Annotated in this window: 29 protein-coding genes; 19 read left to right on the top strand and 10 right to left on the bottom strand. The window is 42.8% G+C overall.

The window, feature by feature from the left end:
* Nucleotides 1-25: 25 nt before the first annotated feature.
* Nucleotides 26-625 carry a helix-turn-helix domain-containing protein gene (locus HG267_RS35300; RefSeq protein WP_045870716.1) on the bottom strand — a complete coding sequence of 200 codons (600 nt, stop codon included), beginning with the start codon at nt 623-625 and terminating at the stop codon, nt 26-28.
* Nucleotides 626-1,109: 484 nt separating this feature from the next.
* Here HG267_RS35300 and thrB point away from each other — a divergent pair, with 484 nt between their 5' ends.
* Nucleotides 1,110-2,033 (top strand): homoserine kinase, encoded by a 924-nt coding sequence (gene thrB / locus HG267_RS35305; protein ID WP_045870717.1) that lies wholly within the window; start codon nt 1,110-1,112, stop codon nt 2,031-2,033.
* A gap of 9 nt (nt 2,034-2,042) precedes the next feature.
* Nucleotides 2,043-2,552, top strand: coding sequence for a hypothetical protein (locus tag HG267_RS35310; protein ID WP_045870718.1), 510 nt, complete (start codon nt 2,043-2,045; stop codon nt 2,550-2,552).
* A gap of 267 nt (nt 2,553-2,819) precedes the next feature.
* Here the strand turns inward: HG267_RS35310 and HG267_RS35315 are convergent, their stop codons facing one another.
* From HG267_RS35315 to HG267_RS35325, 3 genes are all read right to left on the bottom strand, one after another.
* The gene (locus tag HG267_RS35315) at nt 2,820-3,050 is read right to left on the bottom strand and encodes an EF-hand domain-containing protein (protein WP_045870719.1); all 231 of its coding nucleotides are present in this window, start codon (nt 3,048-3,050) and stop codon (nt 2,820-2,822) included.
* A gap of 559 nt (nt 3,051-3,609) precedes the next feature.
* Complete coding sequence (locus tag HG267_RS35320; protein WP_045870720.1) at nt 3,610-5,715, bottom strand: M3 family metallopeptidase; 2,106 nt, start codon at nt 5,713-5,715, stop codon at nt 3,610-3,612.
* 195 nt (nt 5,716-5,910) lie between these two features.
* Nucleotides 5,911-6,447 (bottom strand): nucleotidyltransferase family protein, encoded by a 537-nt coding sequence (locus HG267_RS35325; protein ID WP_045870721.1) that lies wholly within the window; start codon nt 6,445-6,447, stop codon nt 5,911-5,913.
* A gap of 158 nt (nt 6,448-6,605) precedes the next feature.
* Here HG267_RS35325 and HG267_RS35330 point away from each other — a divergent pair, with 158 nt between their 5' ends.
* Nucleotides 6,606-7,871, top strand: a complete 1,266-nt coding sequence (locus tag HG267_RS35330; RefSeq protein ID WP_045870722.1) for a plasmid pRiA4b ORF-3 family protein — start codon at nt 6,606-6,608, stop codon at nt 7,869-7,871.
* A gap of 347 nt (nt 7,872-8,218) precedes the next feature.
* Here the strand turns inward: HG267_RS35330 and HG267_RS35335 are convergent, their stop codons facing one another.
* On the bottom strand, nt 8,219-9,010 hold the full coding sequence (locus HG267_RS35335) for a MinD/ParA family protein (protein WP_045870723.1): 792 nt from the start codon (nt 9,008-9,010) through the stop codon (nt 8,219-8,221).
* 116 nt (nt 9,011-9,126) lie between these two features.
* Nucleotides 9,127-10,191: a DUF3365 domain-containing protein gene (locus HG267_RS35340; RefSeq protein WP_045870724.1), complete on the bottom strand. Its 1,065-nt coding sequence runs from the start codon at nt 10,189-10,191 to the stop codon at nt 9,127-9,129.
* A gap of 583 nt (nt 10,192-10,774) precedes the next feature.
* On the opposite strand from HG267_RS35340, the gene HG267_RS35345 reads away from it, so the two are divergent.
* The 16 genes from HG267_RS35345 (at nt 10,775) to HG267_RS35420 (ending at nt 23,917) form a co-directional block, all read left to right on the top strand.
* Nucleotides 10,775-10,990, top strand: a complete 216-nt coding sequence (locus HG267_RS35345) for a CTB family bacteriocin (protein WP_045870725.1) — start codon at nt 10,775-10,777, stop codon at nt 10,988-10,990.
* Between the two features lie 108 nt (nt 10,991-11,098).
* Nucleotides 11,099-11,314 (top strand): CTB family bacteriocin, encoded by a 216-nt coding sequence (locus HG267_RS35350; protein WP_045870726.1) that lies wholly within the window; start codon nt 11,099-11,101, stop codon nt 11,312-11,314.
* Between the two features lie 108 nt (nt 11,315-11,422).
* Nucleotides 11,423-11,638 (top strand): CTB family bacteriocin, encoded by a 216-nt coding sequence (locus HG267_RS35355; protein ID WP_045870726.1) that lies wholly within the window; start codon nt 11,423-11,425, stop codon nt 11,636-11,638.
* Nucleotides 11,639-11,733: 95 nt separating this feature from the next.
* Complete coding sequence (locus HG267_RS35360) at nt 11,734-11,949, top strand: CTB family bacteriocin (protein ID WP_045870727.1); 216 nt, start codon at nt 11,734-11,736, stop codon at nt 11,947-11,949.
* Nucleotides 11,950-12,057: 108 nt separating this feature from the next.
* Nucleotides 12,058-12,273, top strand: a complete 216-nt coding sequence (locus HG267_RS35365; RefSeq protein WP_045870728.1) for a CTB family bacteriocin — start codon at nt 12,058-12,060, stop codon at nt 12,271-12,273.
* Between the two features lie 108 nt (nt 12,274-12,381).
* The gene (locus HG267_RS35370; protein ID WP_045870729.1) at nt 12,382-12,597 is read left to right on the top strand and encodes a CTB family bacteriocin; all 216 of its coding nucleotides are present in this window, start codon (nt 12,382-12,384) and stop codon (nt 12,595-12,597) included.
* Between the two features lie 95 nt (nt 12,598-12,692).
* On the top strand, nt 12,693-12,908 hold the full coding sequence (locus HG267_RS35375) for a CTB family bacteriocin (protein WP_045870730.1): 216 nt from the start codon (nt 12,693-12,695) through the stop codon (nt 12,906-12,908).
* 95 nt (nt 12,909-13,003) lie between these two features.
* Nucleotides 13,004-13,300: a CTB family bacteriocin gene (locus tag HG267_RS35380; RefSeq protein WP_155539267.1), complete on the top strand. Its 297-nt coding sequence runs from the start codon at nt 13,004-13,006 to the stop codon at nt 13,298-13,300.
* A gap of 116 nt (nt 13,301-13,416) precedes the next feature.
* Nucleotides 13,417-13,710, top strand: a complete 294-nt coding sequence (locus tag HG267_RS35385; RefSeq protein WP_045870732.1) for a hypothetical protein — start codon at nt 13,417-13,419, stop codon at nt 13,708-13,710.
* Between the two features lie 160 nt (nt 13,711-13,870).
* Nucleotides 13,871-14,968, top strand: a complete 1,098-nt coding sequence (locus tag HG267_RS35390) for a cyclic nucleotide-binding domain-containing protein (protein WP_045870733.1) — start codon at nt 13,871-13,873, stop codon at nt 14,966-14,968.
* A gap of 155 nt (nt 14,969-15,123) precedes the next feature.
* A complete protein-coding gene (locus HG267_RS35395) occupies nt 15,124-16,566 on the top strand; it encodes an NHLP bacteriocin system secretion protein (RefSeq protein ID WP_045870734.1) in 1,443 nt (480 codons plus the stop codon).
* A 77-nt stretch (nt 16,567-16,643) separates the two neighbouring features.
* Entirely contained in the window at nt 16,644-16,883 is a 240-nt protein-coding gene (locus HG267_RS35400) for a hypothetical protein (RefSeq protein ID WP_155539271.1), read from the top strand.
* Complete coding sequence (locus HG267_RS35405) at nt 16,849-19,098, top strand: NHLP family bacteriocin export ABC transporter peptidase/permease/ATPase subunit (protein WP_045870735.1); 2,250 nt, start codon at nt 16,849-16,851, stop codon at nt 19,096-19,098. The genes HG267_RS35400 and HG267_RS35405 overlap by 35 nt, the downstream gene beginning before the upstream one ends.
* Before the next feature lie 236 nt (nt 19,099-19,334).
* Nucleotides 19,335-22,280 (top strand): NHLP bacteriocin export ABC transporter permease/ATPase subunit, encoded by a 2,946-nt coding sequence (locus tag HG267_RS35410; protein WP_045870736.1) that lies wholly within the window; start codon nt 19,335-19,337, stop codon nt 22,278-22,280.
* A 450-nt stretch (nt 22,281-22,730) separates the two neighbouring features.
* Nucleotides 22,731-23,036, top strand: coding sequence for a hypothetical protein (locus tag HG267_RS35415; protein ID WP_045870737.1), 306 nt, complete (start codon nt 22,731-22,733; stop codon nt 23,034-23,036).
* Nucleotides 23,037-23,110: 74 nt separating this feature from the next.
* Complete coding sequence (locus HG267_RS35420; RefSeq protein ID WP_045870738.1) at nt 23,111-23,917, top strand: aldo/keto reductase; 807 nt, start codon at nt 23,111-23,113, stop codon at nt 23,915-23,917.
* A gap of 97 nt (nt 23,918-24,014) precedes the next feature.
* Here the strand turns inward: HG267_RS35420 and rpsU are convergent, their stop codons facing one another.
* From rpsU to HG267_RS35440, 4 genes are all read right to left on the bottom strand, one after another.
* Nucleotides 24,015-24,203: a 30S ribosomal protein S21 gene (rpsU, locus tag HG267_RS35425; RefSeq protein WP_045870964.1), complete on the bottom strand. Its 189-nt coding sequence runs from the start codon at nt 24,201-24,203 to the stop codon at nt 24,015-24,017.
* A 124-nt stretch (nt 24,204-24,327) separates the two neighbouring features.
* Nucleotides 24,328-24,630 (bottom strand): RNA recognition motif domain-containing protein, encoded by a 303-nt coding sequence (locus HG267_RS35430; RefSeq protein WP_045870739.1) that lies wholly within the window; start codon nt 24,628-24,630, stop codon nt 24,328-24,330.
* Nucleotides 24,631-24,994: 364 nt separating this feature from the next.
* Complete coding sequence (locus HG267_RS35435) at nt 24,995-25,699, bottom strand: precorrin-2 C(20)-methyltransferase (RefSeq protein WP_045870740.1); 705 nt, start codon at nt 25,697-25,699, stop codon at nt 24,995-24,997.
* 3 nt (nt 25,700-25,702) lie between these two features.
* Nucleotides 25,703-26,329, bottom strand: a complete 627-nt coding sequence (locus HG267_RS35440; protein WP_045870741.1) for a precorrin-8X methylmutase — start codon at nt 26,327-26,329, stop codon at nt 25,703-25,705.

Here is a 26,329-nt window from a genome sequence, read left to right on the forward strand (position 1 = left end):
ACTAGTACTTACTTTTTTTGCGTATTTATTTTTCTGATTCCCAAAGAAAAAATCCCGTAAAAGTACGTGATTTTTCGGATTTAAGGTCAGAAATCAAGATTTTTTGTCCTGCTGTTTTCTCTGTATGTTCACTCTGAGATAAAGTAGGTTTGGGGACTGTTGATAACCCCATTTGTTTGAGGACGCGTTTAAGATGGCGATCGCTCACATCTATTCCCAATTCTTTCGCTAAATGCTTTCGCAACCAATTGACTGTCCAGCGTCTAAACCCATAGCCACAATCCCTAGGATTTAGAGAAAGTAACTGTTGTAAGCGTTCCAAATATTCCTGATTAATTGCTTTTGGACGACCTAGAGGGCAATCTTGCCATTGATGCGCCATCCCAGTACGGGCAATATGCATCCAATGTCGTGCTGTCGCCGGAGAACATTTTAATATCTGGCAAATTTCGGTTTGAGTTTTGCCCTCATCCGCCAACAACATAATTTCGATTCGCTGATGATAAGACTCAGACAAATCATCTTGTAAATTTTTTTGCAGCTGTTTACGCTGAAATGGTGTTAAATACTTACCTGTTCCCATATTTGGGAGATTAACTTCAGGCTGCTCAAAATCGTTTGACATCACGGTATTTGGCTGTTGATTCCCTATAGATTGACTGATAAACTTTTATGCACCCTGAGAGTTAAAGTAGAAATAACCGTAAATTTCGGTATATTCTAAGTTGTTTTTCGTACGCTGCATGATGCAGACGTAAGTTTTTTTTGCCCAAAAGTCAATGCTTTGGGAATTGATACTAGTAACTACACAGATAAGAAATTATTTTCCGTAAAGATTTTATTGAGTACAATTAAGCGGTCAAATGCGCGATCGCATAGGGGTGGGGAAAGGGGAAAGGTGAAAGGGGAAGGGGAAAAGGTGAAAGGGGAAAGGGAAAATACAAAACCTTTCTCCGACTTCTGCAAGCAGTCTATGATTTAGGGCGTTTAGTCGCAAATGAGTTGAGGTCAATTACCAAACCCCAAATGACAAATGACCAATAACCAATAACCAATGACAAATGACAAATGACATGGGATGCTTATTGAGCGATTAGTGAGATTTGCAGATGTCTGTTGTTTCTAGTGTCACTGTTACTGTTCCCGCCACCACTGCTAACTTAGGGCCTGGTTTTGACTGCATTGGTGCAGCTTTAACGCTGTATAACAAAGTTAAGTTTACGCGTCTGGATGCAGGCGGGTTAATTATTCACGTTACAGGTAAAGAAGCAGAAGGGGTAAACACTGATGAAAGTAATCTGCTCTATCAAGCCTTTGTCAAGTTATATCAACATATAGAGCAGATACCGCCGAGTGTGAAAATTGAGATTGATTTAGGTGTACCTTTGGCGCGGGGTTTAGGTAGTTCCGCGACAGCAATTGTTGGTGGTTTAGTTGCGGCTAATCAACTGGCTGGGGAACCACTTTCGCAGTTGCAGGTGATGGAATTAGCGATCGCAATGGAAGGACATCCTGATAATGTTGTTCCCGCTTTATTGGGGGGATGTCGTCTAGCTGCTACCAGTGCTGAAGGTTGGGAAATTTGTGATGTTCCTTGGGATGAAAATGTTGTGCCAGTGGTAGCAATTCCTGATTTTGAACTTTCAACTCAAGAAGCGCGGCGGGTTCTCCCCACAGAGTTCAGCCGTGCAGATGCAATTTTCAATACAGCTCATTTGGGTTTATTGTTGCGGGGCTTGGCAACTGGTAAGGGAGAATGGTTAAAGACGGCTTTGCAAGATAAGTTACATCAACCTTATCGTAAAGCTTTGATTCCTGGTTACGATGCGGTGAATCAAGCTGCTGTAGCTGCTGGTGCTTATGGCATGGTGATTAGTGGTGCAGGGCCGACGTTGTTGGCTTTAGCAGATGCACAAAATTCCCAGGCTGTAGCAGCAGCAATGCAAACTGCTTGGCAAACAGTAGGAATTACAGCTGATGTGCGATCGCTTTCTTTGGATAACCAAGGTGCAAGCAGCCTTAATGAAGGATAAATAGGAATTATGCAGCAGATTATCTCAGAAATAGCAGCACTTAGCCAACAAATTCAGGCTCTCCACCAGGAACGTGCTGCCCTCACTATTAATAATGTAGTGTTGAGCGAGAATGATTCACCCATCGCCATAGCTGAAGCTTACCGTCGCTTTGCTAGGGAAAATTCCCATTTAGCTGTGGAACTCAAAGGAATAGATGATGCGATCGCAGCCTTAGAATTGCAGCTAGAACAAAAACAAGCTGAGTTAGCACGTTGGCAAATCGACTCCAAAGAACTTACCCTACAACAGCAGCTAGAAGAAGCTAGAAACGTGGCGCAAGTTCATGCTCAACGGATTAATCAACTTGCTGGAGAACTAGCCCAAGAAATCCGCCTATTAAAATCTTGCGCCGATCAACTCAGCCCTATCTATTGGCAGGTTTATTACAAACCATTTATTACTGGCTTCAAGACAATCTCAGTTCCCCATGTCCGCTCAGATGGGGAAGTATGGACAATTGTCAATCGCATCGTTTAAGGGACTTCCAACTCAAAAATATACTATCGCTTTTTTGGCAGGGGCGAGTAAGAGCGATCGCTCCTACTCCCTTTCCACAATTACAAATCCCTCAAAGCGTCGGCTAGAGAGGGATTTTGGGTATTAGGTTTTGGACTACTAGTGGTTCGCCAAGGTAACTGAGCAGGATAAAGGTTAAGGGGTAAGGGGGAAAGGTTTTTTATCCCTTACCCTTTTACCTTTCCCCATTCCCCAGGCTTCACCCAGCATTTTTGGGTTGGCAGTCTACTAGGTTAAATTACTTGCTTTCTTAACTACTTCCTTTAACTCTTCAAAGGAGATACTACCGTCTTTATCTCCATGCATAGCTAGCAATTCCTGGGGGCTACTAACACCTGTTTCAGCTGAGATGATTGCACTTAAACCAGGGCTTAAAAAAAGCTCATTAATGGAGATTTTGCCATCTTGATCGATATCTAAGGTATTAAAAAGAGATTGAAGCTCTTGCTCGGTTGCCATGACTTTACTATTTGAATTAATTTTTCAATTTAATATCTCTTAATTAAATAAACTGACTATCCTGAGACATAAAAACGGGTATCGCTAGGGCTTAAATCAGCAGTTCCTAATAAAAGTAGTGGACTGACACAGCTAATTTTGGTGCAATAGCAAAAATTCATTTCATCAAATCTAAGACCAATTCAAATAATGTTTGCAACACATCAATATATTCTAGATGGCACGGCACGCCGTGCCCCTACAATCTGTCGCCTTCTTTTTTCCAATTGGTATTACTCAACAAAAAACCGAACAATAATTTTGGAGGGGGTTTGGGGGACGCAACCGTCACCCAATCGGGGGTTTGGGGGAGAATCCCCCAATTCTTCTGGCTTCTTTCATAGTGATACAAAATCAAAAAATGTTCGCGACGCATCAATATATTCCAGAGGGCACGGCGTGCCGTGCCCCTACAATCTGTCGTATTCTTTTTTCAAATTGGTATAATGCCTCATTTTAGGCGTGTCAGTCCAGTAGGGTGCGTTACGCCAAGGCTAACGCACCCTCTTGATTTAACTCCTTAAGCTGTCGCCGCTAAACCATTGTGTCGCAGCAAAGGCGCGGTACTCGGTTCACGTCCCCGGAAGGTTTTAAATACTTCCATTGGGTGCTTGCTACCACCCAGCGCCAGCACTGTATCACGGTAGCGTCTACCTGTAGCTTTAATCGCAGCTTCGTCTTCCAGTCCAACTTCTTCAAAAGCAGCAAAAGCGTCAGCACTCAAAACTTCCGCCCATTTGTAGCTGTAGTAACCTGCCGCATAACCACCGCCAAAGATGTGCCCAAATGCACATAAGAAAGCATCTTCTGGTAATGGGGGTATAACGGTGGTAGTTTTGGCTATGCGATGGCGGACATCAGCAGGGGTTTCAGCGCCACCAGGACGATAGCGAGAGTGGAGTTCTAAATCGACACTGCTAAAGTGGAGTTGCCGTAACATCGCACTACCACTCATATAGTTGCGGGCTGCGATCAGCTTTTGGTAATAATGCTCTGGTAGCGGTTCACCTGTTTCATAGTGCTTCGCCATGCCAAACAAAGTGGGGCGTTCGTAGCACCAGTTTTCCATAAACTGACTGGGTAGTTCGACTGCATCCCATTCGACGTTATTTATACCAGCAGCACCAGTATAATCAACTTTGGTAAGCATATGCTGTAAACCATGCCCAAACTCGTGGAAGAGGGTTTCCACTTCATTGAAAGTCATTAAGCTGGGCTTGTCATCAATGGGGGGAGTTTGGTTACAGACTAAATATGCTACAGGCAAACGAACGCTGCTGCTACCATTTTCCGCAGTTTTGCCACGATTAATGCAGACATCCATCCACGCACCACCACGTTTTTCGGCGGGGCGGCTGTAGGGATCTAAATAAAAGTAGGCGATCGCAGCGCCTGTTTCATCAGCTATTTGGAAATAACGCACATCCTCATGCCATACTGGGGCTTGACCATCGGCGGGGGTGACTGTAACGCCAAATAAGCGATTAACTAAGCCAAATAAGCCATCGAGGACTTGGGGAAGGGGGAAGTAAGGGCGTAATTCTTCCGCAGTAAAGGAGAATTTTTCTTCTCGCTGACGTTCCGCCCAGAAGCTAATATCCCAATGTTTTAAATCTTCAGCTTCTTTTGCACCTTTGGAGGCGGCAAAGGCTTTGAGTTCTGCTAAATCTTTAACGGCTGCATCATAACTAACGCGACGCAGTTCTTCTAACAGTGCTTCCACAGCTTCGACATTGGGAGCCATTTTACTAGCTAGGCTTAATTCCGCAAAGTTGTTAAAACCTAGTAACCCAGATAGTTCTTGGCGTAATTCTAATATACGGTCAATGAGGGGATTATTATCTAACTCGCCGGATGCAGCACGACTAATAAAAGCTTTGTACAGCTGTTCGCGCAAATCCCGGCGGGTGCTGTGCTGCATAAAGGGGCCATAACTAGGGAAATCTAAAGTGATGCGCCAGGGGCCATTTTCTGGTGTCGCATTTTCTTCCCCAGCAGCACGAGCGGCTTGGGCTGCTAAACTCAGTAAACTTTGGGGTAAGCCGTCGATTTCTTCTTTGGTGGTGAGGGTGATGCTAAAGGCTTTGGTAGCATCGAGGACATGGTTAGAGAACTTACTCGAAAGTTCTGCTAACTCCATCTGAATAGCGTTGAAACGTTCCTTTGCTTCTCCTTCTAAGCCCACACCAGAAAGTTCCGCATCCCGAATCGCAGCTTCTACAATTCTTTGCTGTGCTGATTCTAAGCCCTTCCAAGCATCACTAGCATGGAGAGCCTTAAAAGCATTGTAAAGAGGTTGGCTTTGACCCAGTTTGGTGATAAATTGCACCACATCTGGTTGCACTGCTTCATGAGCTTCCCGTAGTTCTGGGCTATTCTTGACACCCATTAAATGGTTGACTATACCCCAACTCCAAGACAGCTTGTCTGAGATTTTGTCTAAAGGTTCTACTAAACCGCTCCAAGTAGGCTGTACATTCTTTTCTAAAGCAGTAAGTTCGGAATCCAGTTCTGTTAACAGTTCCTTGAAGGCTGGGATTACTTGTTCCGCTTTGATTTCCGCAAAGGGAGGTAAGCCAGCACCCTTGAGTAGGGGATTCTGAGAAAGAGTAGCACTTTGAGTCATGATTGTGTGTGAGATGCGATCGCTCTTGGTTAATTATGATTTTTGTTTATATTCTTCTAATGTAGCGATCGCGGTGCGTTTTCGGGGGGTTGGGGGCTGGGGATTGGGGAAGGGGGAAGGGGGAAGGGGGAATGGTGCGTTGCGCTGCGCGACAACACACCCTACGTTTTATCAATAAAAACAAATAAAATTACTCTAGGCTAGTTGCAAATAAGGACATTTTTGTAAGAAACTAGATGCTTTTTGACGAGCATGATGATTATCAATATTTACGGGTGTAGGGCGGATGATGCCATTAAATAAATCATCCAAACCGTAGGGGGTAAAAAATTGCCATTCTCCTTGAGCATTTAACCGCACTCCTACAGCCGTTGCAGTATGTAACCATTGGGCGATGCCGTCTTCTGTACTATTGTAGGTTCTTTCGCCATCACGCCACCGGGCAAAACTGGCTTGATTTTTGACATCAAACTCTTGGTTAGGAAACTGTTCTTGGAGAATAGCTTTTGCTGCTTGTTCTTGGGAACGGTTTCCTTGGATATCGAAAAATGCAATATCAAAGTCTTTGATTACTAAAGCGCAATCATTACCAAAAATTGCCCGCCAAACAGTATTTCGCACCGCACCGCCTGCTAACCACCAGTCAGGTAGGTGAAGTGGTGCGATCGCTCTTAAAATCATCCCTACAGGTGAATCAGCGAGAATCATCTGTAAGCGAGTGTTACTGTTCATATCAAAGTTCAGATAATTTTTAGCTAGCAAGCGAAAATATTACCATTCATCTTTGCCGAAGTTTGTTTAATTATTCATTCGTAGTATAAATATCGAATAATTGTGTGCTAGTCCAAAAACTAAATTTAATTTTTTAATTCAATTTAAATTTTTGAATTATGGAAGACTTATTTGCCAGCATCAACCTGACTCTAAATCAGGAACTACCTTATATTACAGAGTCACAGCAAGCACTGTTCACAGAACTCAGTATCGATGAAAATCAACCAGGGACAATTCTGCGTGACTTCCAATCTTTAATCGATTTTATCCAACCAAAAGGTGTAGAAGTCAGTAGCGTTAATCATCTTTTACCACTAAAAGTCTTATCGGAACTAAATTTACAGTTAAGCCACCCAATTGATACTAAACTGAAACGTCCTGTACAAAAATCATATCCTTACATCAATGGGCTTTATCTGTTATTACGTAGTTCAGGAATCGTGCAAATTAAATCTCAAGGTAGAAAACAGTTTTTAGTATTAGATGAAGCTGTTTTAGAATCTTGGTCTAAGCTCAATTTTACAGAACGTTATTTTACCTTATTAGAAGCTTGGTTAATTTGGGGAAATAACGAAATTTTAGGTGAGCGCCAAGATACATGGAATAATTTATTTAAATGTATTCAATTTTGGGCGCGGATTCCCGATCAAGGCTTAAAGTTAGCTAAATATGACGACCAACAAGTTCTTGGCTATTATCCTGGTCTGCATAATATTGCTTTATTAGAATTATTTGGATTACTAACCATTCAACAAGCAAAAGCTCAAGAAGGTAAGGGATGGCGCATTACCAGTGTAGAACGTTTACCCCTTGGTGATGCGATGTTTAGGTTACTCTTTCCAGTAGGAATTACAGGCAAATTTGAAGAAGAAATAAATATAAATTTTGGGCAATTACAGCCTCATTTTCAGCCGTTCTTTCCTGAATGGCAAAATAATTTAATCCTACCCAAACAAGGATTTACTGATGGTATTTATATTTTTAAAGTATCGGTTGCTAAATCTTGGCGACGAATTGCTATCCCAGCCAAAAGAGAATTAAGCTGGTTAGCTAGCACAATTCTTGATGCTTTTGATTTCGACTACGATCACCTATATGAATTTAGTTATAAAGACCGTTTTGGTCGTACTTGTACAATAGGTCATCCCTATACAGAATCACCCCCATTTGCCGATCAAGTCCGTATTGGTGATTTACCATTAGAACTGGGGACAAGCATGACTTATCTTTATGATTTTGGCGATAATTGGCAATTTAATGTGCAATTAGAAGACATTCAACCACTAGATAACAAAATTAAAAAAGCCAAAATTTTAGAAATTCACGGCGACGCACCGCGACAATATTGGAGCGAAGATGATGATTGGGATGAAGATGAGTAATACAGCACTTTTGAAGTAAGTGAGGTACATCATGAGTAATGAGTAATGAGTAATGAGTAATGAGTAATGAGTAATGAGTAATGAGTAATGAGTAATGAGTAATGAGTAATGAGTAATGAGTAGGAAATTTACTTATTACTCTTTACTTTTTTCAATTAGTTGCTGTACCTTATAAACATCGAATCTGCTGTATCTTGTTCAGTTAAAGACTTACCATATAAAGTAAACCTTAAATTGTAGGATGCGTTAGCGATAGCGTAACGCATCGAGAAAGATGGTAACATGCTTGAACCCCTTACGGGGATGGAAAATTTGCATGATATTATTCAAGTTAATAGTGATATAAATTACACCATAGATTTTGTTTTAGTACCCATAACTTGTTTTGCGATCGCACTGATTGTTTCTGTCCAAGGATGATTGGGATACTGTAAGCTGAAAATGCCACTACTGCCTAAATTGAACATCTCTTCACTCACAGGTAAAATTCCAGCTACAGGGGTGGCGTAGGTACTTTGGATTTTTTGCCGTAACTCATTAAAATTTAAAGATGGTAGTGCTTTGTTAACCACTAAAAGCATTTTTGGTACTTCTAATTTCTTCGCCACATCAACTGCTACGGCTGTCCCTTGGTAATCTTGTTTATCTGGACGTAGAATCAACACCAAGGTATCAGAAAGAATAATTGAAAGCAAAGTTTCTTCGTTAATACCAGGGTGAGTATCAATTAATAGATAATCTAGTTTTAAACGCTTTACTAAATGGCGTAAACCATCATTCAGCAAGCGCGCGTCATAACCTTCGCGTAAAATCCGAGAAATATCACTCATCTTAATACTAGAAGGCAAGAGATAAATATTTCCCTGACGGCTAAATAAAGATGGTTTTTGTTTAAGCACAGAACTCACATCATAAACTGCATCTTCAATCGCACAACGTCCCCATAAATAATCATTCAGGGTATAGCGAATGCGTGCTTCTTCTAACCCAAACAAAACATGAATACCAGGAGATTGAATATCAGTATCAACAACTCCTACTCGCTTTCCAGAACGAGCAATTAAAGTAGCCAGATTACTTGTAACGTTTGATTTACCAGTTCCGCCACGGAATGAATGCACAGAAATTATTTCAGACACGATAAAACCTCAATGGTAATTAGTAGTTCGTAATTCGTAATTCGTAATTGGGGAATGGGGAATGGGGAATGGGTAATTAGTATTTGTCTTCTTCATCTCCCTCATCCCCCTCATCTTCACTGATTCCCGTTGTTGCGTTTACTTCTCATAATCCTTGCTTCTTCTTGCAATTGTTGGAATGATTCTGATCCCTCAATTTCTGCAACTTGACGCGCGCGTCTTGTTTCATCAATTTCGATTCTGAGTTTTTGTAATTGCTGCGTCATTTGTTGTTCACGAGCATAAATTTCATGCATCATGCGTTGAAAAACTCTCCCCATCTGTCCTAATTCATCATTGCGTTTAACGATGGGTGTGAGCTTTTGGCGGTCAAATTCTTCCGCTTCTTCAGAACTAATTTGAGCCATAGTCATTTTCTGCGCTAATTGTGCCATTGGTTTGAGGGGTTGTAGCACATTGCGTTTCAGTAAATAATTAATTAATAAAATTACTACAGCGAAGATAACAATAAATAAGCTAATGAATAATATAAAAGCACGGTTAGCATCATCAAATACCTTTTTAGCAGGAAGGTAAATGATTTGAGTACCTAGCACTTTATTGAGTTCCCATCCATAGCCATTTTCGGAACCGTAACTTAAAACATGACTTCTTGGCGCAGCTTCCGGTGTACTATGGCAGCGTAAACAAGTAGGGTTTTTAACAACAAAAGGACGAGCGCTATAGAACAGTTTTTCTTCAAAAGAATCGCGGAAACCTGAAATGTTTTTCAGTTCTGGTTCGTTGCGAAATCGTTCAATAACCTGCATCTCAAATGTATCAGCCTTATCCCTCATATTGGTGGGATTGAGATTGGCATCTTTATAAAAGTAATCTTTATATTCTGGATTTTTCCGCAGATTTTCAAACACTTCTCTAACTGCATAACTGGGAATCGTCTCCGGGACAAAGGTCGATTGAGTTTCCACCATCGGTAACAGCAGAGGACTGACTTTTGTGTTGGTGAAGTTTCTGATAGAGTCCATCGTCTCTGCCAGAATTTGGCTACGGTAACCAATTTCGGCTTCCGCCTTATGTTCTAGTGCATGAGATAAAGTAAAACCACTGACTGCGATCGCACAGAGGAAAACCAGCGATAGAAGAAAGGTAAATTTAGTTGCTAATTTAAATCTGTTCAACATTGCTGTTTCCTCTTTGCTTACAAAATGTTTACCAATTCATGCACATTAAATTAATAGGATATTTTGATTTTTTATTTGTTTTTAAATTATCCACCCACTAACCTTTGCTAATAATATTTAGTGCCATAAATTAATTAAGCAAATTTAGCGGTTGTTAGATCCCCGACTTCTTGAAGAAGTCGGGGATCTGGATAACAGGCAACAAATCACAATTCATAATTACGAACTACGTAGCGCTTTGCGCTTCCCGCAGGGTATTACGAATTACGAATTGACGATCTATGTCTATTCATACTGCTAGAAACGTGGAATTTCCAGGTTTTAAGGCAAACTCACTACTTTTGTGGGAACTAGTCCCCTTAGCCTATGACTAAAGTCTTAGTCCTAGCTAAACCCCATAAGCGAAAGTCAGACAGCTTCTCTTTACTTCGCTTAGACAGAATCCTAGACGTTTTTCAGATGTGTATAGGGGAGTTGAATTCGTACTATAGGGACATCAAGCAAGGAAAGCGAAAGCAAACAACAAACAAATCGCTCTCGGCGCTGGATTCCACACAATCTGAAACATTAAGGAAAAAACATCATGTCTGACAACATTCAACCCGTAGAACTATCCTCTGAAGAATTAGATAACGTTGCTGGTGGTGCAAGTCGTTTTGCAACTGCTGCAACTAGTGAAAGAGAAGATAGACAAATCAGCAGCTTAAATGTTGGTCGCAATGGTATTCAAAGCAACAACCTTCAAGAAACCGTTGACTTCAAGGCTGCGCTGTTTGAATTCACTCAAACAGGCGAGTAGTTCTTTATTCACTCGGCGTTGAGTAAAGGGGATACTTCCCCAAGATTCTTCCCCTATCTCAACTTTATGACTAATTTTTAACCCATCATACCTCAAGGAGAAAACATCATGTCTGACAACATTCAACCCCAAGAATTATCTTCTGAAGAACTAGATAACGTTGCTGGTGGTGCAAGTCGTTTTGCAGCTGCTGCAACTAGTGAACTAGATGATGCACAAATCAGCAGCTTCAATGCTGGTCGCAATGGTATTCAAAGCAACAACCTTCAAGAAACCGTTGACTTCAAGGCTGCGCTTGTTGAATTCACTCAAACAGGTAAGTAGTTCTTGATTCACTTGGCGTTGAGTAAAGGGGATACTTCCCCAAGATTCATCCCCTATCTCAACTTTATGACTAATTTTTAACCCATCATACCTCAAGGAGAAAACATCATGTCTGACAACATTCAACCCCAAGAATTATCTTCTGAAGAACTAGATAACGTTGCTGGTGGTGCAAGTCGTTTTGCAGCTGCTGCAACTAGTGAACTAGATGATGCACAAATCAGCAGCTTCAATGCTGGTCGCAATGGTATTCAAAGCAACAACCTTCAAGAAACCGTTGACTTCAAGGCTGCGCTTGTTGAATTCACTCAAACAGGTAAGTAGTTCTTGATTCACTTGGCGTTGAGTACAGGGGATTCTTCCCCTATCTCAACTTTATGACTAATTTTTAACCCATCATACCTCAAGGAGAAAACATCATGTCTGACCACATTCAACCCCAAGAATTATCTTCTGAAGAACTAGATAACGTTGCTGGTGGTGCAAGTCGTTTTGCAACTGCTGCAACTAGTGAAAGAGAAGATAGACAAATTAGCAGCTTAAATGTTGGTCGCAATGGTATTCAAAGCAACAACCTTCAAGAAACCGTTGACTTCAAGGCTGCGCTGTTTGAATTCACTCAAACAGGCGAGTAGTTCTTTATTCACTCGGCGTTGAGTAAAGGGGATACTTCCCCAAGATTTTTCCCCTGTCTCAACTTTATGACTAATTTTTAACCCATCATACCTCAAGGAGAAAACATCATGTCTGACCACATTCAACCCCAAGAACTATCCGCTGAAGAACTAGATAACGTTGCTGGTGGTGCAAGTCGTTTTGCAGCTGCTGCAACTAGTGAACTAGATGATGCACAAATCAGCAGCTTCAATGCTGGTCGCAATGGTATTCAAAGCAACAACCTTCAAGAAACCGTTGACTTCAAGGCTGCGCTGTTTGAATTCACTCAAACAGGCGAGTAGTTCTTTATTCACTCGGCGTTGAGTAAAGGGGATACTTCCCCAAGATTTTTCCCCTATCTCAACTTTATGACTAATTTTTAACCCATCATACCTCAAGGAGAAAACATCATGTCTGACCACATTCAACCCCAAGAACTATCCGCTGAAGAACTAGATAACGTTGCTGGTGGTGCAAGTCGTTTTGCAGCTGCTGCAACTAGTGAACTAGATGATGCACAAATCAGCAGCTTCAATGCTGGTCGCAATGGTATTCAAAGCAACAACCTTCAAGAAACCGTTGACTTCAAGGCTGCGCTTGTTGAATTCACTCAAACAGGTAAGTAGTTCGTTCTTCACTTGGTGTTGAGTAAAGGGGATTCTTCCCCTATCTCAACTTTATGACTAATTTTTAACCCATCATACCTCAAGGAGAAAACATCATGTCTGACCACATTCAACCCCAAGAACTATCTTCTGAAGAACTAGATAACGTTGCTGGTGGTGCAAGTCGTAGAGCAGAAGCTTTCACCGCAGAGTTGACAGATTTTCAAATCACTACACTTGAAGCAGATCGTAACGGAGTTCGTAGTAAAGTTTTCCAATCCACAGATGATTTTAAAGCTGCTCTTTTTGAAGAACAAACAACAGGCAAATAACTCTACTGTAACTAGATAAGGGCTTAATTGACTAGCTAGCTAGTTTGATGATCGCCCTCTTTATTGAATTCAATTCAATCACAAAACAACCGATTATGTTAGGTGACGAAATTACTCCTAATGATGACGTGACCGAATTGTCGGATGAGGAGTTAGACGAAGTAGCTGGTGGTTTCAGTCTGAAGTTTCAAGCTGCAAGATTTGCATCGACAGTGATATCTAACGACCAAACTGTATCTGGATCTCATAAAAGATTAGCAAATTCAGCATTTAAGGCAGAAACCATAGAATCGTCATTTCTCCAAGTCACCATTGTTGATGCAACAACCGATGATTTAAAAGTGCTTAACGAGTTATTTGGCGGTTCATCTGCACTCGACGGTTCTGCATAAGAAACTTCCAATTAAAACAATATCCTATAGCTTTCTTGGTAGGGAGAGTAAGAGAATATTTACTCTTGTTAATTGGATAATTTATTTTCTGGAAGTTCCAAAATTGAGTTTCTGTAATGTTTCTGGTGTCAATCAATGTTCGTTCGATTTTAAATTTATTACAAGGAGAAACAATTTCAATGGAAAATGAAAAGAAAATCGAAGTACAAGAATTATCAGCTGAAGAACTGATAACTATTGCAGGTGGTGTGGCTGTGGGTGAACCTTATCCAGGTCAGTATCCCACAAGCGATATTTATAATGATGTATCTCAAGAAATTACAAAACATCTCAAAAATACAAAGCTTCCTTATTGGAAAGATAAGTACGGCAATTCTCACACTTACACTAGTGAATCATCTGAAGGATGAAGGATGAAGGATGAAGGATAAAGGGTGAAATATCTACCTATTTTCATCCTTTATCCTTGACACTTCATCCTTTTGAGTTTGCGCGATGGGGAGATTGATCGGTAGTTATTTCTGCACTCCCCATTTCTCTCCCGTTAGCAGAACAGAAGGAATTTAAATTATGACAGAAGTTCTACTGAAGGAACTCACAAATAGTGATATTGACTGGATATTAGCAACGGGTCGGAGAGAAGAAATTACTGCCGGCACGATTCTCATCCGCCAAGGGGCACCGGTTGATGCGCTTTATATTTTACTCGATGGTGCATTGTCCGTTTCTGTTGCTCAAGCTGACGATAACCCGATTGGTCGGGCGTTTGCAGCCTTAGAAGGTGGCGAATTGTCAGGACGGGAGATTACAAGACTGACAAATGGGGAAGTGGTGGGAGAAATGCCTTTCTTAACATCCTACCAGTCTGCAACGACGATTAAAGCTGCGAAAAAGTCTCTAGTGCTGATGGTTCCGCAGCAGGAATTGGTGAAAAAACTCCAAGAAGATATTACCTTTGCGGCTCATTTTTATCGCGCGATCGCAGTTTTATTGGCTCACCGTTTAGAACAAATTGTCAGCCAAATTGGTCAAAGCACAATTGTACTCTTCCAACCGCAAATCCGCGAGATTTTATTTACATTTGCGGAATTAAGCGATAGCGATATCGGCTGGATGATTGCAGCCGGCGAAGCTAAGAGAATTTTGGCGGGAGAAGTTTTATTTCAAGCCGGACGACCCGTTGATGCTTTTTATATTTTATTAGATGGCAAAATGGTAGCTTCCACTGCCGAAGATGCTAGCAACCCCCTCACCCGCGCCTTTTCTAATTTAGAAAACACAGAAACCATCGAAACAGAATTTGCTAGATTATCGCGCGGCGACATGGTAGGCGAAACCCCCTTTGTAGAAGCCAGTCCACCACCGATGACAATTCGCGCCATTGAAGATGCGATCGTTCTGGCTATTCCCCGTTGGCGATTGGCTGCAAAATTGTTACATGATGTGGGTTTTGCTGCCCGATTCTATCGCGTGTTAGCAATATTGCTAGCAGACAAGCAGCAAGGAATTATCAATCGCCTGGGTTACGGCAGAATTACATATAGTTCCGGTAAATCTTTAGACAGTAGCCTTACTTATGAAGATGAACTAAGTTCCGGATTTTTAGCCCAAGTAACCCTAGCAGGAACGCGGTTTGATTGGATGTTGAAGCAGTTGAAGGCGAATTGAGCAGGGGGCAGGGGGCAGGGAGCAGGGAGAGATGAGGGGGATGAGGTAGATGAGGGGGATGAGGGGGATGAGGTAGATGAGGGAGAAATTACTATTACCCATTACCCTTTCCCCCATGCCCCATGCCCAATGCCCTATTTATATTTGGAGTCACTATGGTTACGGCTCAAAAAAACAATATATTTCGTAAAGAAGCGCTGGATCGTTTATCTTCCCCGGAACGCCTGGATCAATTGATGCAGGTGGTGCAGCCGAAGAAGTGGATTCCGTTGGCGGCGTTGGGTTCTTTGGTGGCGGTGGGAGTGGCTTGGAGTGTTTACGGTCGGATTCCCATTACTGTGAATGGACAAGGGGTAGTGGTTTTCCCTAGTAAGGTTGTGCCTTTTCAGTCTCCGAGTTCTGGGCAAATTTTGAATTTGTTTGTGCGTCCAGGCGATCGCGTTAAGAAGGGACAGGTGATTGCAACTATCGACCAAACGGAACTGCAAGAAAAGTTGGATATGGCACGGGCGAAGCTGTTGCAACTGCAAGAACAAGACCGCAGCGCTAATTCTTTGCAAGCGCAACGCACAGTTCTGGATCAGGGTGCAACGCAACAACAGCGTCAAGCACTGTTACAAAGTTTAGATACTACTAAATCTGTAACCCCAATTCTGCGGGAGAAGGGTTTAGAGTCAATTCGCCAAGAAAGGCGGACTTTAGAGCAACAGTTGGAAACCACACGCAAGCTAGTCCCAACTTTTCAAGAAAGGTTTGAATTGCGGCAACAATTACGCCGGGAAGGTGCTGTATCTACTGATACTGTGCTGCAAGCGGAGCAGGAATTTCTTAATAGTAAAAGCCGGATTAATGAAATTCAATCGCAACTGAAACAACTGGATGTCAAAGAAGCCGATGCCCAAAGGCAATATTTAGCTAACTTAAACGCTACTAAAGAACTACAAGCCCAGTTAGCAACATTAGATACTAAATTAGCTTCCCAAGCCGAACAAGATTTAGCGATCGCCACCAATCGGAAAAAAGAAATTCAAGAAACCGAAAGAGCGATCGCGCAATTAAAATCGCAATTAAAAGATAGAAATAAGGTTATTAGCAGCTTCAACGGTCAAATCTTAGAACTGACGGTTGTTCCCGGACAAAGCTTGGAAGAAGGGGCGCGTATTGGCACAATTCAAGCTCAAGATTCCACTGATAAGTTAGTGGGAGTTGCATTCTTCCCAGTCAGCGAAGGTAAAAAGATTCAAAAAGGTATGGAGTTGCAAATCACTCCCTCTACTGTGAAGCGCGAACGCTTTGGCGGAATCATCGCCAAGGTAACCAGTGTTTCGTCGTTCCCTGTCACCAAAGAAAGCGCATCCAGCGTTGTTGGTGGTGCAGAAATTTTGCAAGGCTTAACCTCCCAAGGGCCGCAAATTCAAGTCTTCGCTGAACTCGATGCAGATCCCTCAACTAAAAGCGGTTTTCGCTGGTCATCTTCAAAGGGGCCAGAAGCCAAAGTCACCTCAGGAACTACCTCCTCAGTCCGCGTCAAAGTTGACGAACAATCACCAATTTCTTTTGTTTTTCCCATACTCCGTTCTTGGAGTGGAATGTATTAATTGGGCATGGGGCATGGGGCATGGGGCATGGGGCATGGGGTAATGAGTAATGAGTAATGAGTAATGAGTAATGGGTAATGGGTAATAGTAATTTCTCCCTCATCCCCCTCATCTCCCTCATCTTCCTCATCTCCCTCATCCCCCTCATCTTCCTCATCTCCCTCATCTCCCTCATCCCCCTCATCTTCCTCATCTCCCTCATCCCCCTCATCCCCCTCATCTCCCTCATCTCCTTCATCTCCTTCATCCCCCTCCCCGACAAATCCTTACTGAACACGAACTATGTGGCGAACTCTTCAATCCCAACTTGGGCGTAGATTAAAAAAAATTCGGCGGCTGATTAGCCCTCCCGATCGCCGTCGTCCCACTCCTACTCTGTTACAAATGGAAGCGGTGGAATGTGGTGCTGCCGCATTAGGAATTATTCTTGGTTATTACAATCGGGTTGTTCCCTTGGCAGAACTCCGTCTAGCTTGCGGTGTGTCGCGGGATGGGAGTAAAGCGTCAAATATTCTCAGTGCAGCCCGGATCTATGGGATGCAAGCGAAAGGCTTTAAGGTTGATTTGGATGGGTTACGTAAACTCGAATGTCCTTATATTATCTTCTGGAATTTTAACCATTTTCTAGTTGTTGAAGGATTTAGTAGAGATAAGGTTTATCTCAACGATCCGGCTACTGGCCCCCGTACAGTTTCCCCCCAAGAATTTGATCAGTCTTTTACTGGTGTCGTCTTAGTTCTGGAACCAAGTACAGAATTCCGAACAGGTGGACGTAAACCCAGCCTGACACTAGCTTTATGGGACAGATTGCAGAGTTCTTTGGGTGCTTTGGTTTACTGTGTGATCGCCGGATTGTTATTAGTAATTCCAGGGTTAGCTATTCCCGCCTTTTCGCAAACATTTGTCGATCATGTCTTAATTGAAGGCAGAAATGATTGGTTGCGTCCCTTAATTCTCGGCATTATTTTAACTGCTATCTTAAATGGTTTTTTAACTTTACTTCAGTTGCAATTTTTGCGTCGTTTAAAAATTAAGCTGGCTGTGGGGATGTCTAGTCGCTTTTTGTGGCATATTCTCCGCCTACCAGTGAGTTTTTACGATCAACGGTTTGCGGGGGAAATTAGTAACCGCGTTCACCTCAATGATAATTTGGCGAATTTGCTTTCCGGTAGATTAGCTACCACAGTGATTTCTATTTTCACTGTCGCCTTTTATGGCGCGGTGATGCTGCAATATGATGCTGTTCTGACTTTAATTGGTATTGCTTTCGTAATTATTAATATTACCGTGTGGCGCTGGGTTTCTCGGCAACGCGTCGATGCCAATATGCGATTAATGCAAGAACAAGGTAAAGTTAGTGGCGTAGCCATTTCCGGCTTGCAAAGTATGGAAACCCTGAAGGCTTCAGGGCTAGAATCAGAATTCTTTTCCCGGTGGGCTGGCTATTATGCTAAGTCGATAAACGCCCGTCAGGAAATGGATACTACTAATCAAACTGTCGGTGTTTTACCATCATTTCTCACCTCAATTACCTCAATGCTGTTGCTGGTGGTGGGAGGGCTGCGGGTAATGGATGGCGTACTCAGTATTGGGATGTTGATTGCCTTTCAAGCCTTAATGCAAAGATTCCTCGAACCTGTGAATAGTTTGGTGAGTCTGGCTGGTGAACTTCAAGAAATGGAAGGTAATCTCAATCGCCTTGATGATGTTTTACATAATGCGATCGATCCGGCGGTGAGTGAAGAAACACCTCTACCCACAGCTTATGATGTACCGAAGGCAAATGTGCGGCTGCAAGGTTATGTAGAACTTCGTAACCTCACATTTGGTTATAATCGCTCCGCAGCTCCCTTAATTGAAAATCTTAATCTTTCACTCAAACCCGGTCAACGCGTCGCCTTAGTTGGTGGTAGCGGTTCTGGTAAATCAACCGTTGCCAAGCTGGTATGTGGATTATACGAACCTTGGGGTGGGGAGATTCTATTTGATGGGAAATCGCGAAAAGATATTCCCCGTTCCATTATTAATCATTCACTGGCGCTGGTAGAACAAGATATCTCGATGTTTGCTGGTAGTGTGCGCGATAATCTCACGCTTTGGGATTCTACGGTACCTTTTAGTAATTTAGTTCGCGCTTGTAAGGATGCAGAGATTCAGGATGTAGTGCTTTCTATGCCTGGTGGTTACAATGCTGACTTGGCAGAAGGGGCAACTAATTTAAGTGGGGGACAGCGTCAAAGATTAGAAATTGCCCGTGCTTTGGTGAATAATCCAGCAATTTTGGTGATGGATGAAGCTACAAGTGCGCTGGATTCTGAAGCGGAGAAGTTAATCGATCGCAAGTTGCGGGAGAGGGGTTGTACTTGTATTATTGTTGCCCACCGTTTAAGTACAATTCGGGATTGCGATGAGATTATTGTCTTTGATCGGGGCAAGGTGGTGCAACGTGGGACTCATGAGCAATTGCAGCAAGTGGAAGGGAAGTATTTGGAGTTGATTCGCAGTGAGGGGGAAGCGATTGAGGAGAAGTAAGATTACAGATTGTTTTGGGGATGAACTACATCTTTTTTATCTCACGCAAAGACGCAAAGGCGCAAAGTAAGAATGCAAAAACTTCATCTCTCTGTGTCCTCTGTGGTTCGTTCATTTGGATAATTTATATTCTTGAAAATGCCAAAAAACGATTCTTTGCGTCTTTGCGCCTTTGCGTGCGACTCTTATCCCTTTATTTAGCAACGCCGTATTAGTTTTAGGAAGCAGGAATAATCATGTTGGATCAAGTTCGCATTGTTAGCTTGCCGGGAGAATATTATCAGATTAAGGGTAATGAGCCGATTATTCTGGATGATCCGGAGACTATTTGGGTTGTAAAATCTGGTTCATTGGCGGTGTTTGCGATTCCACTGAAGGAAGGGGTGGCGGAAGGTACTCGCCGTTATTTGTTTACTACTCGCACCAGACAGGCGATGTTTGGTATTCCTAGTGATTCGCAACCCTTACCTTATCAGTTGGTGGCGGTGTCGATTGAGGAAACTGAACTTTTGAAGGTTTCGGTAAAGGATTTTCGGGAATTTCTTGCTGGTGGTCATGGTGAAGCTTTAACTTTAATTGAGGGTTGGATTGAGCAGCTAGGATTGGCTTTATCTGTAATTACTCCCCCTGGATTACCGTTTCAAGAGGAAGGGGTAAGATATTTTTCCCTGAATAATGGGCAAATTTTTCAACCACAGCGCGAGTTGGTATCTTGGGTACAAATCCAAACTGGTTATGCAACTTGGATGGGGTTTGAGGAATTGTTGATTACAGGGCGATGTCTTCGACAACTCCAAGGGAGAACGCAATTTTTGCCGTTGAGTGCAGATATGTGGTTCCAAGCTGAGGATATGGTTGAGCTGGAATCTCTCAGTACTGCTGATATTCACGATCCTGATACTCTGCTGGCGGGGATGGCGCACCTGCATATATATGTTTTGGGGAGTTTGTATCTTTTAGAACAGGAGGAAACTGAGGCAGAAACCCAGCGCTTTCAAGAACGCCAACACCTCAATTCTCAGGTGATGGAGGAAACGCTGAGTGAGTTAGCTTTTTTACTCAAGCCTGCTAATAGTGGTAGTTTTGAGGTAGGAATTGCTAACGATCCCCAGCAAGCTTTGTTGATTGCGGCTGGTGCGGTGGCGCGGACTTTGGGTGTAACAATTCGTCCGCCGGCGAAGTCGGAAGATATGAAACGCATTCAAGATCCGCTACAAGCGATCGCCCGGGCTTCTCGTTTGCGGATGCGAACGATTTCGTTACAAGGTAAGTGGTGGAAGAAAGATAGCGGCGCGATGCTGGCTTACACCCTGGAAGATAATTATCCAGTGGCGTTGTTACCTGTATCAGATACCCGCTATGAAATGTTCGATCCCATCAGGCGATCGCGTACATTAATTAATGCGAGAACTGCGGCGAGATTAGCGCAGACTGGTTACACTTTTTACCGTCCTTTACCAGATAAAGTCCTCAGTACCCTGGACTTGTTAAAGTTTGCCCTGGAAGGACATTACCAGGAATTGATGGTTGTCGTGATTGCGGGTGTGGCGACGACTTTATTAGGAATGATTACCCCCCAAGCTACCGCCATCTTAATTGATAGTGCTATTCCCGATGCCGATCGCAGTTTATTAGGGCAAATTGCTTTAGGATTGTTGGCTACAGCTTTTGGTAGCACTTTGTTTCAACTAGCCCAAGGTTTCGCCATTATGCGGGTAGAAACCTTTGCTGATGCTACCACTCAAGCGGCAGTTTGGGATCGCCTGTTGAATCTCAAAGCCTCGTTTTTCCGTAAGTTCTCCATTGGGGATTTAAATTCCCGGGTGAGTGCGGTAAGTCAAATCCGCCAAAGGCTGAGTAGTACAGTTTTAAGAAGTATATTTACCAGCTTATTTGCATTATTAAATTTAGGATTGCTGTTTTATTACAACGGTTCCCTAGCGTTAATTGCTTTAGTGGTAGCGTTGGTGAATATTGGTGTAACTTTATTTTCTGGTATTTCCACCCTGCGGAAAGTTCGCCCCTTACTCGAATTACAAGGACAACTCTTAGGGGTGATGGTGCAGTTAATTAACGGTGTAACTAAACTGCGAGTTGCTGGGGCTGAAGCCCGCGCCTTTGCTTTTTGGGGTAAACAATATAGTCAGCAAATTAAATGGATGCTGAGTACTCAAAATATTGAGGATATTGTGGCGGTAATTAATAAAATCCTGCCAGCATTAACCACAGCTTGTTTATTTTGGTTTGCCACTAGTTTAATTCAGGAATCCCAATCAGGTAGTTTATCTACAGGTGTATTCTTAGCTTTTAATGCCGCATTTGGAACATTTATCGGTGGTGCTACTAGCCTTAGCAGTACAGTTGTAGATGTCCTGCAAATCGTGCCATTATGGGAACGCGCACAGCCGATTTTGGCAGCTAAACCGGAAGTAGACACAGAAAAAGCTGATCCTGGGCGACTTTCTGGGCGGGTAGTAGTCGATCATGTGATTTTCCGCTATCGTGATGACGGGCCTTTAACCTTAGATGATGTTAGTATCCACGCGGAACCGGGAGAATTTATCGCCTTTGTGGGTGCTTCTGGGAGTGGTAAATCCACACTATTCCGCTTATTACTAGGGTTTGATGCACCGGAATCAGGGACAATTTACTTTGATGGTCAAGATTTAGCGGGGTTAGATGTCCATGCAGTCCGCCGACAATTAGGCGTAGTGATGCAAAATAGCCGCTTAACATCTGCATCCATCTTTGAAAATATCGCCAGTGGTGCGACAATCACAATGGATGAAGCCTGGGAAGCAGCGCGGATGGCTGGCTTTGCTGAAGATATTGAATCCATGCCAATGGGAATGCACACTGTAATTAGTGAAGGTGGTAGCAACCTTTCCGGTGGACAACGCCAGCGCTTATTAATTGCGCGATCGCTCGTTTTAAAACCCAAAATCCTGCTATTTGACGAAGCCACCAGCGCTTTAGATAACCGCACCCAAGCAATTGTCAGCCAAAGCTTAGAACGGTTAAAAGTCACCAGAATTGCGATCGCCCACCGTCTCAGTACCATTCGCAACGCTGATCGTATCTATGTATTCCAAAATGGTCGTGTAGTTCAAGAAGGTAGTTTTCATCAACTCGCCAAGCAACCAGGACTCTTTGCTCAACTCATGGCGCGACAGAAGCTTTAATTAAGTGCGATCGCCTTTCTTGGAAGACAGATTGTACGCAATACTTGTCGGTTAAGGGGAAAAAGGGGAATGGGAAAAGGGAAATAATACCAATTTTAAAAAAGAATGCGACAGATTGTAGGGGCAAGGCGCTGCCCATACGTGTCAACTTAAGCTAAAAGCTATGTACGGCGCGTGTTCTACAAATACCTCGTGCCCTCATCCCCTAACCCCTTCTCCCCCGGGAGAAGGGGAACTAAATCTCTTGCTCCCCTCTCCTGGTGGGTGAGGGCGAAACCTTGCAACAAAGCGGGTTTCACGTTAAGTTGACACCACTGGGCATTGCCTTGCCCTCTAGATGAGAAAGCAATAAGCTATTCTGCTTTTAAGTTGCACAATCCCTCATGAGGGCTGTTGACCGTTGACCGTTGACAGTCAACCGTTAACAGTTAACAGCCTTCTTGAGTAGTTATGCAATTTAGGCGCGCATTAGCTTATTTGCTTTTGCTTGCTGAATATACCGAATTGAATAAGCAAAAGCAGCTTTTGAGAAAGCAATATCTACTTTTGCTTGCTGAATATACCGAATTGAATAAGCAAAAGCAGCTTTTGAGAAAGCAATATCTACTTTTGCTTGCTACATCTATCAAAATGAGAAAGCAAAAGCAGCTTGTAAGAAAGCAATATCTACTTTTGCTTGCTACATCTATCAAAATGAGAAAGCAAAAGCAGCTTTTGAGAAAGCAATATTTGCTTTTGCTGATTAAAAAAGCTTAGTAGGATGCGTTATCAACGCATTCCACAAAACATGTGGTGCAGTACAGTGAAATAAAGACTTGAGATTGTGAATCGTGGAGTTACTAACAATACAGGGACAACCTGCCAGAATTCTGGGATTAGCAGGACAATCAATAGATGATCCTAATGCTGTTTTGTTGGCATTTACTGCCGGAATCAATTACTTTTTCTTTTACAATCTAGAATCCCAAACCTTTTTGGATGGCTTAAAATCTCTGTTAGCAACAAAGCGTGAGCAAGTACTGGTAACGACCGGAAGCGAAAGCCGTGATCTAAAATCTTTACGCCATTACTTGGACTCTGTGCGCCATGATTTAAATATCGATCAGCTAGATATATTTTTTCTAGAATATGTCTCCCCATCTGACGACGTGAAGCAGGTTCAAGTAGTACTAGATGAACTTCGTTTGTGGCAAGATTCTGGAGTTGTGCGCTATGTGGGAGTTACCACACACAACCGAACTATTGCTTTAGAAATCATCCAACGCCATCAGTGTGATGTGTTGATGCACCGTTACAATATGGCACATCGTAAGGCGGAAGAAAAGGTATTACCAGAAGCGCAAAAAGCTAATATTCCCGTAGTAGCCTTCACTTGTACTCGCTGGGGAACATTACTTCAAGGACATCCTCACTGGCAAGGAAAACTACCCACCGCAGCAGACTGTTATCGTTATGCGCTAAATAACTCAGCAGTACGTCTAGCACTAACTGCCCCAAAAACTAAGCCAGAATTAGCAGAAAATCTTTCTGTATTACACTCACCCCAACTTTCAAATCAAGAACTAGCCCAATGGCAAGAATACGGTGACTTGATTTACGGTCATGGGCAAGATGCATTTGATACTCAATGGATTTAATATTCCTTGTAGGAAACATAATCAACGTAATTCGTAATTATGAATTTTAAATTACGAATTACGTAGCTTGCTTCTCGCCGGAGGCGAGTATTACGAATTAGCGACTAAAACGTCTTTTACCCTGCCTGTGCTTGGCAACTTCTTTGCGCTTGCGTTTTTCCAGAGGCGTTTCAAAGTGACGATGCTTCTTCATATCGGGAAAAATTCCCGCCTTAGAAACTTCTCGCTTAAATCGGCGTAGGGCTGATTCAATGTGTTCATTTTCACCCACTACTACTTGGGTCATTATCTCTCCTACTAAACTAACTAACTGCTTAAACTGATCGAGCATTCAGTTGACTAAAGTGCAATTTTGTTGCACTTTTTGTCAAACTTGAAAATTTGCTGGTAAAGTTTTAATGCTTCAAAGCTTAGTAGCGGTTACGAGAGCCACCATATCCGCCTCTACCGCCAGAAGAACCACCTCTGTCTTCTCTGGGTTTAGCTTTGTTAACTTTCAGGTCACGACCCATCCATTCAGCACCATCAAGGGCTTCAATTGCAGCCGTTTCTTCAGCATCACTTCCCATTTCTACAAATCCAAAGCCACGTGGCCGTCCTGTTTCACGGTCAGTAGGTAGTTGAACGCGCTTCACAGTGCCATATTCTGCAAAAACAGCAGTCAAAGCATCTTGGGTAACTTCGTAAGAGAGGTTGCCTATATAAATTGACATTAGATGATCTCCAAAATTATCACATTCATTGAGACTTAAATTTCGGAGAAAAATCTGTAAATACCAAAAGGGAAAAGCCTGTCAATACTAAAAACAAAAATACTCACCGAATTAATTCTCGTTTTCTAGGATGACATATAAGTTAATTTTTTGCATCCTGTAGATGCTTGGTGAGTTAGTCATGATATGAACACAAGTAGAACTACTTGCCTACGGTAGTGTTGTCCATAAGGGACTTCCAACCAAAGAAATATTTTATCGCTTTGACAGGCGGGGGAAAGGGTAAAGGTTTAAAACCCTTCTCCTTTGCCCTTTTCCCTTTACCCAAGCTACACCTGTTAATATTTGTGTGTTGAACTACTACCTATAACCGACTCTTACTTGGAATTATAATCATCGCAAAATAAGGCACTTCCGCCGGATCGACTTCATCTAAGGGTACAATTCTTTGCTGTGCCATTGTGGCCCGTTCAATATATAACGCCCGCGATGCTAATCCTAATTGATGTAAAATATCGCGTACTTTGGTAAAGTGACGACCCAATTTCATAATTGCAGCCGCATCTGTTTTTAAAAGTTGTGAGATCAGTTCTTCCTCTGGTAGGGGTGCAGGTAAAACTGTGAGAACATCGTTGTAGTAGGTAAAAGGTACACCCAAAGCTACCGGACAAGCCATCAGTGAGGAAACTCCAGGGACAACTTCGGTTTCGTACTTCTCAGATAACCGGGTGAATACATACATAAACGAACCGTAGAAAAACGGATCGCCTTCGCATACTACTACTACATCCCGCCCAGCTTCTAGATGTTCTGCAATGGGTTCAATTTCTTTGTCATAAATTGACTTGGCTTTTTCTGGCTCTAAAGCACGAGGGAGATGATAGAGTACCTCAATTTGATTTCCTGGAAGGTATGGCGCAATAATTTTTCTGGCAATACTTTCTTTATCTGCTGCCGATTGATAAGCAACTACAGGTGAAGCTTGCAGCAGCCGTAACGCTTTTAGGGTTAAAAGTTCTGGATCGCCTGGCCCTATGCCAATTCCATAGAGACGACCTTTAGTTGACATATATTATTCTTCCTCTGTTGCTAAGGCGTTAACTGCGGCGGCGGCGATCGCACTCCCGCCACGCCGACCATGTAATGTTAAAAATGGTACATTACGGCTATCTTCTGCTAGTGCGGCTTTTGACTCGGCTGCACCCACAAACCCCACGGGAAAACCCAAGATGACAGCAGGTTTGGGGCAACCCTCATCCAGCATTTCCAATAACCGGAATAAGGCAGTGGGCGCATTGCCAATTGCTACCACTGCACCTTCGAGATGCTTGTGCCATAATTCCAAAGCCGCCGCTGATCGCGTAGTACCCATTTTCTCAGCTAATTCTGGAACTTCTGCATCGTAAAGCGTACAAATAACTTGGTTATTTGCAGGTAATCGCCGCCTCGTAATCCCTTCAGCTACCATCCGGCAATCACAGAGTATTGGCGCGCCATCAGCCAAAGCTGCCCGTCCAGATTGCGCTGCTGTGGGTGAATATCCCAAATCAGTGACAATATCCGTCATTCCACAGGCATGAATTAAACGTACTGCAACTTTTGCTACATCTGGCGGCAATATTTCCAAATTCGCTTCCGACCGGATAATCGCGAAAGAATTACGATAGATTTCCTTGGCATCTTGGATGTAGTCAGGCAT

The sequence above is a fragment of the Tolypothrix sp. PCC 7601 genome, from assembly GCF_025677855.1.
In the GTDB taxonomy this organism is placed as follows: Bacteria; Cyanobacteriota; Cyanobacteriia; order Cyanobacteriales; family Nostocaceae; genus Aulosira; species Aulosira diplosiphon.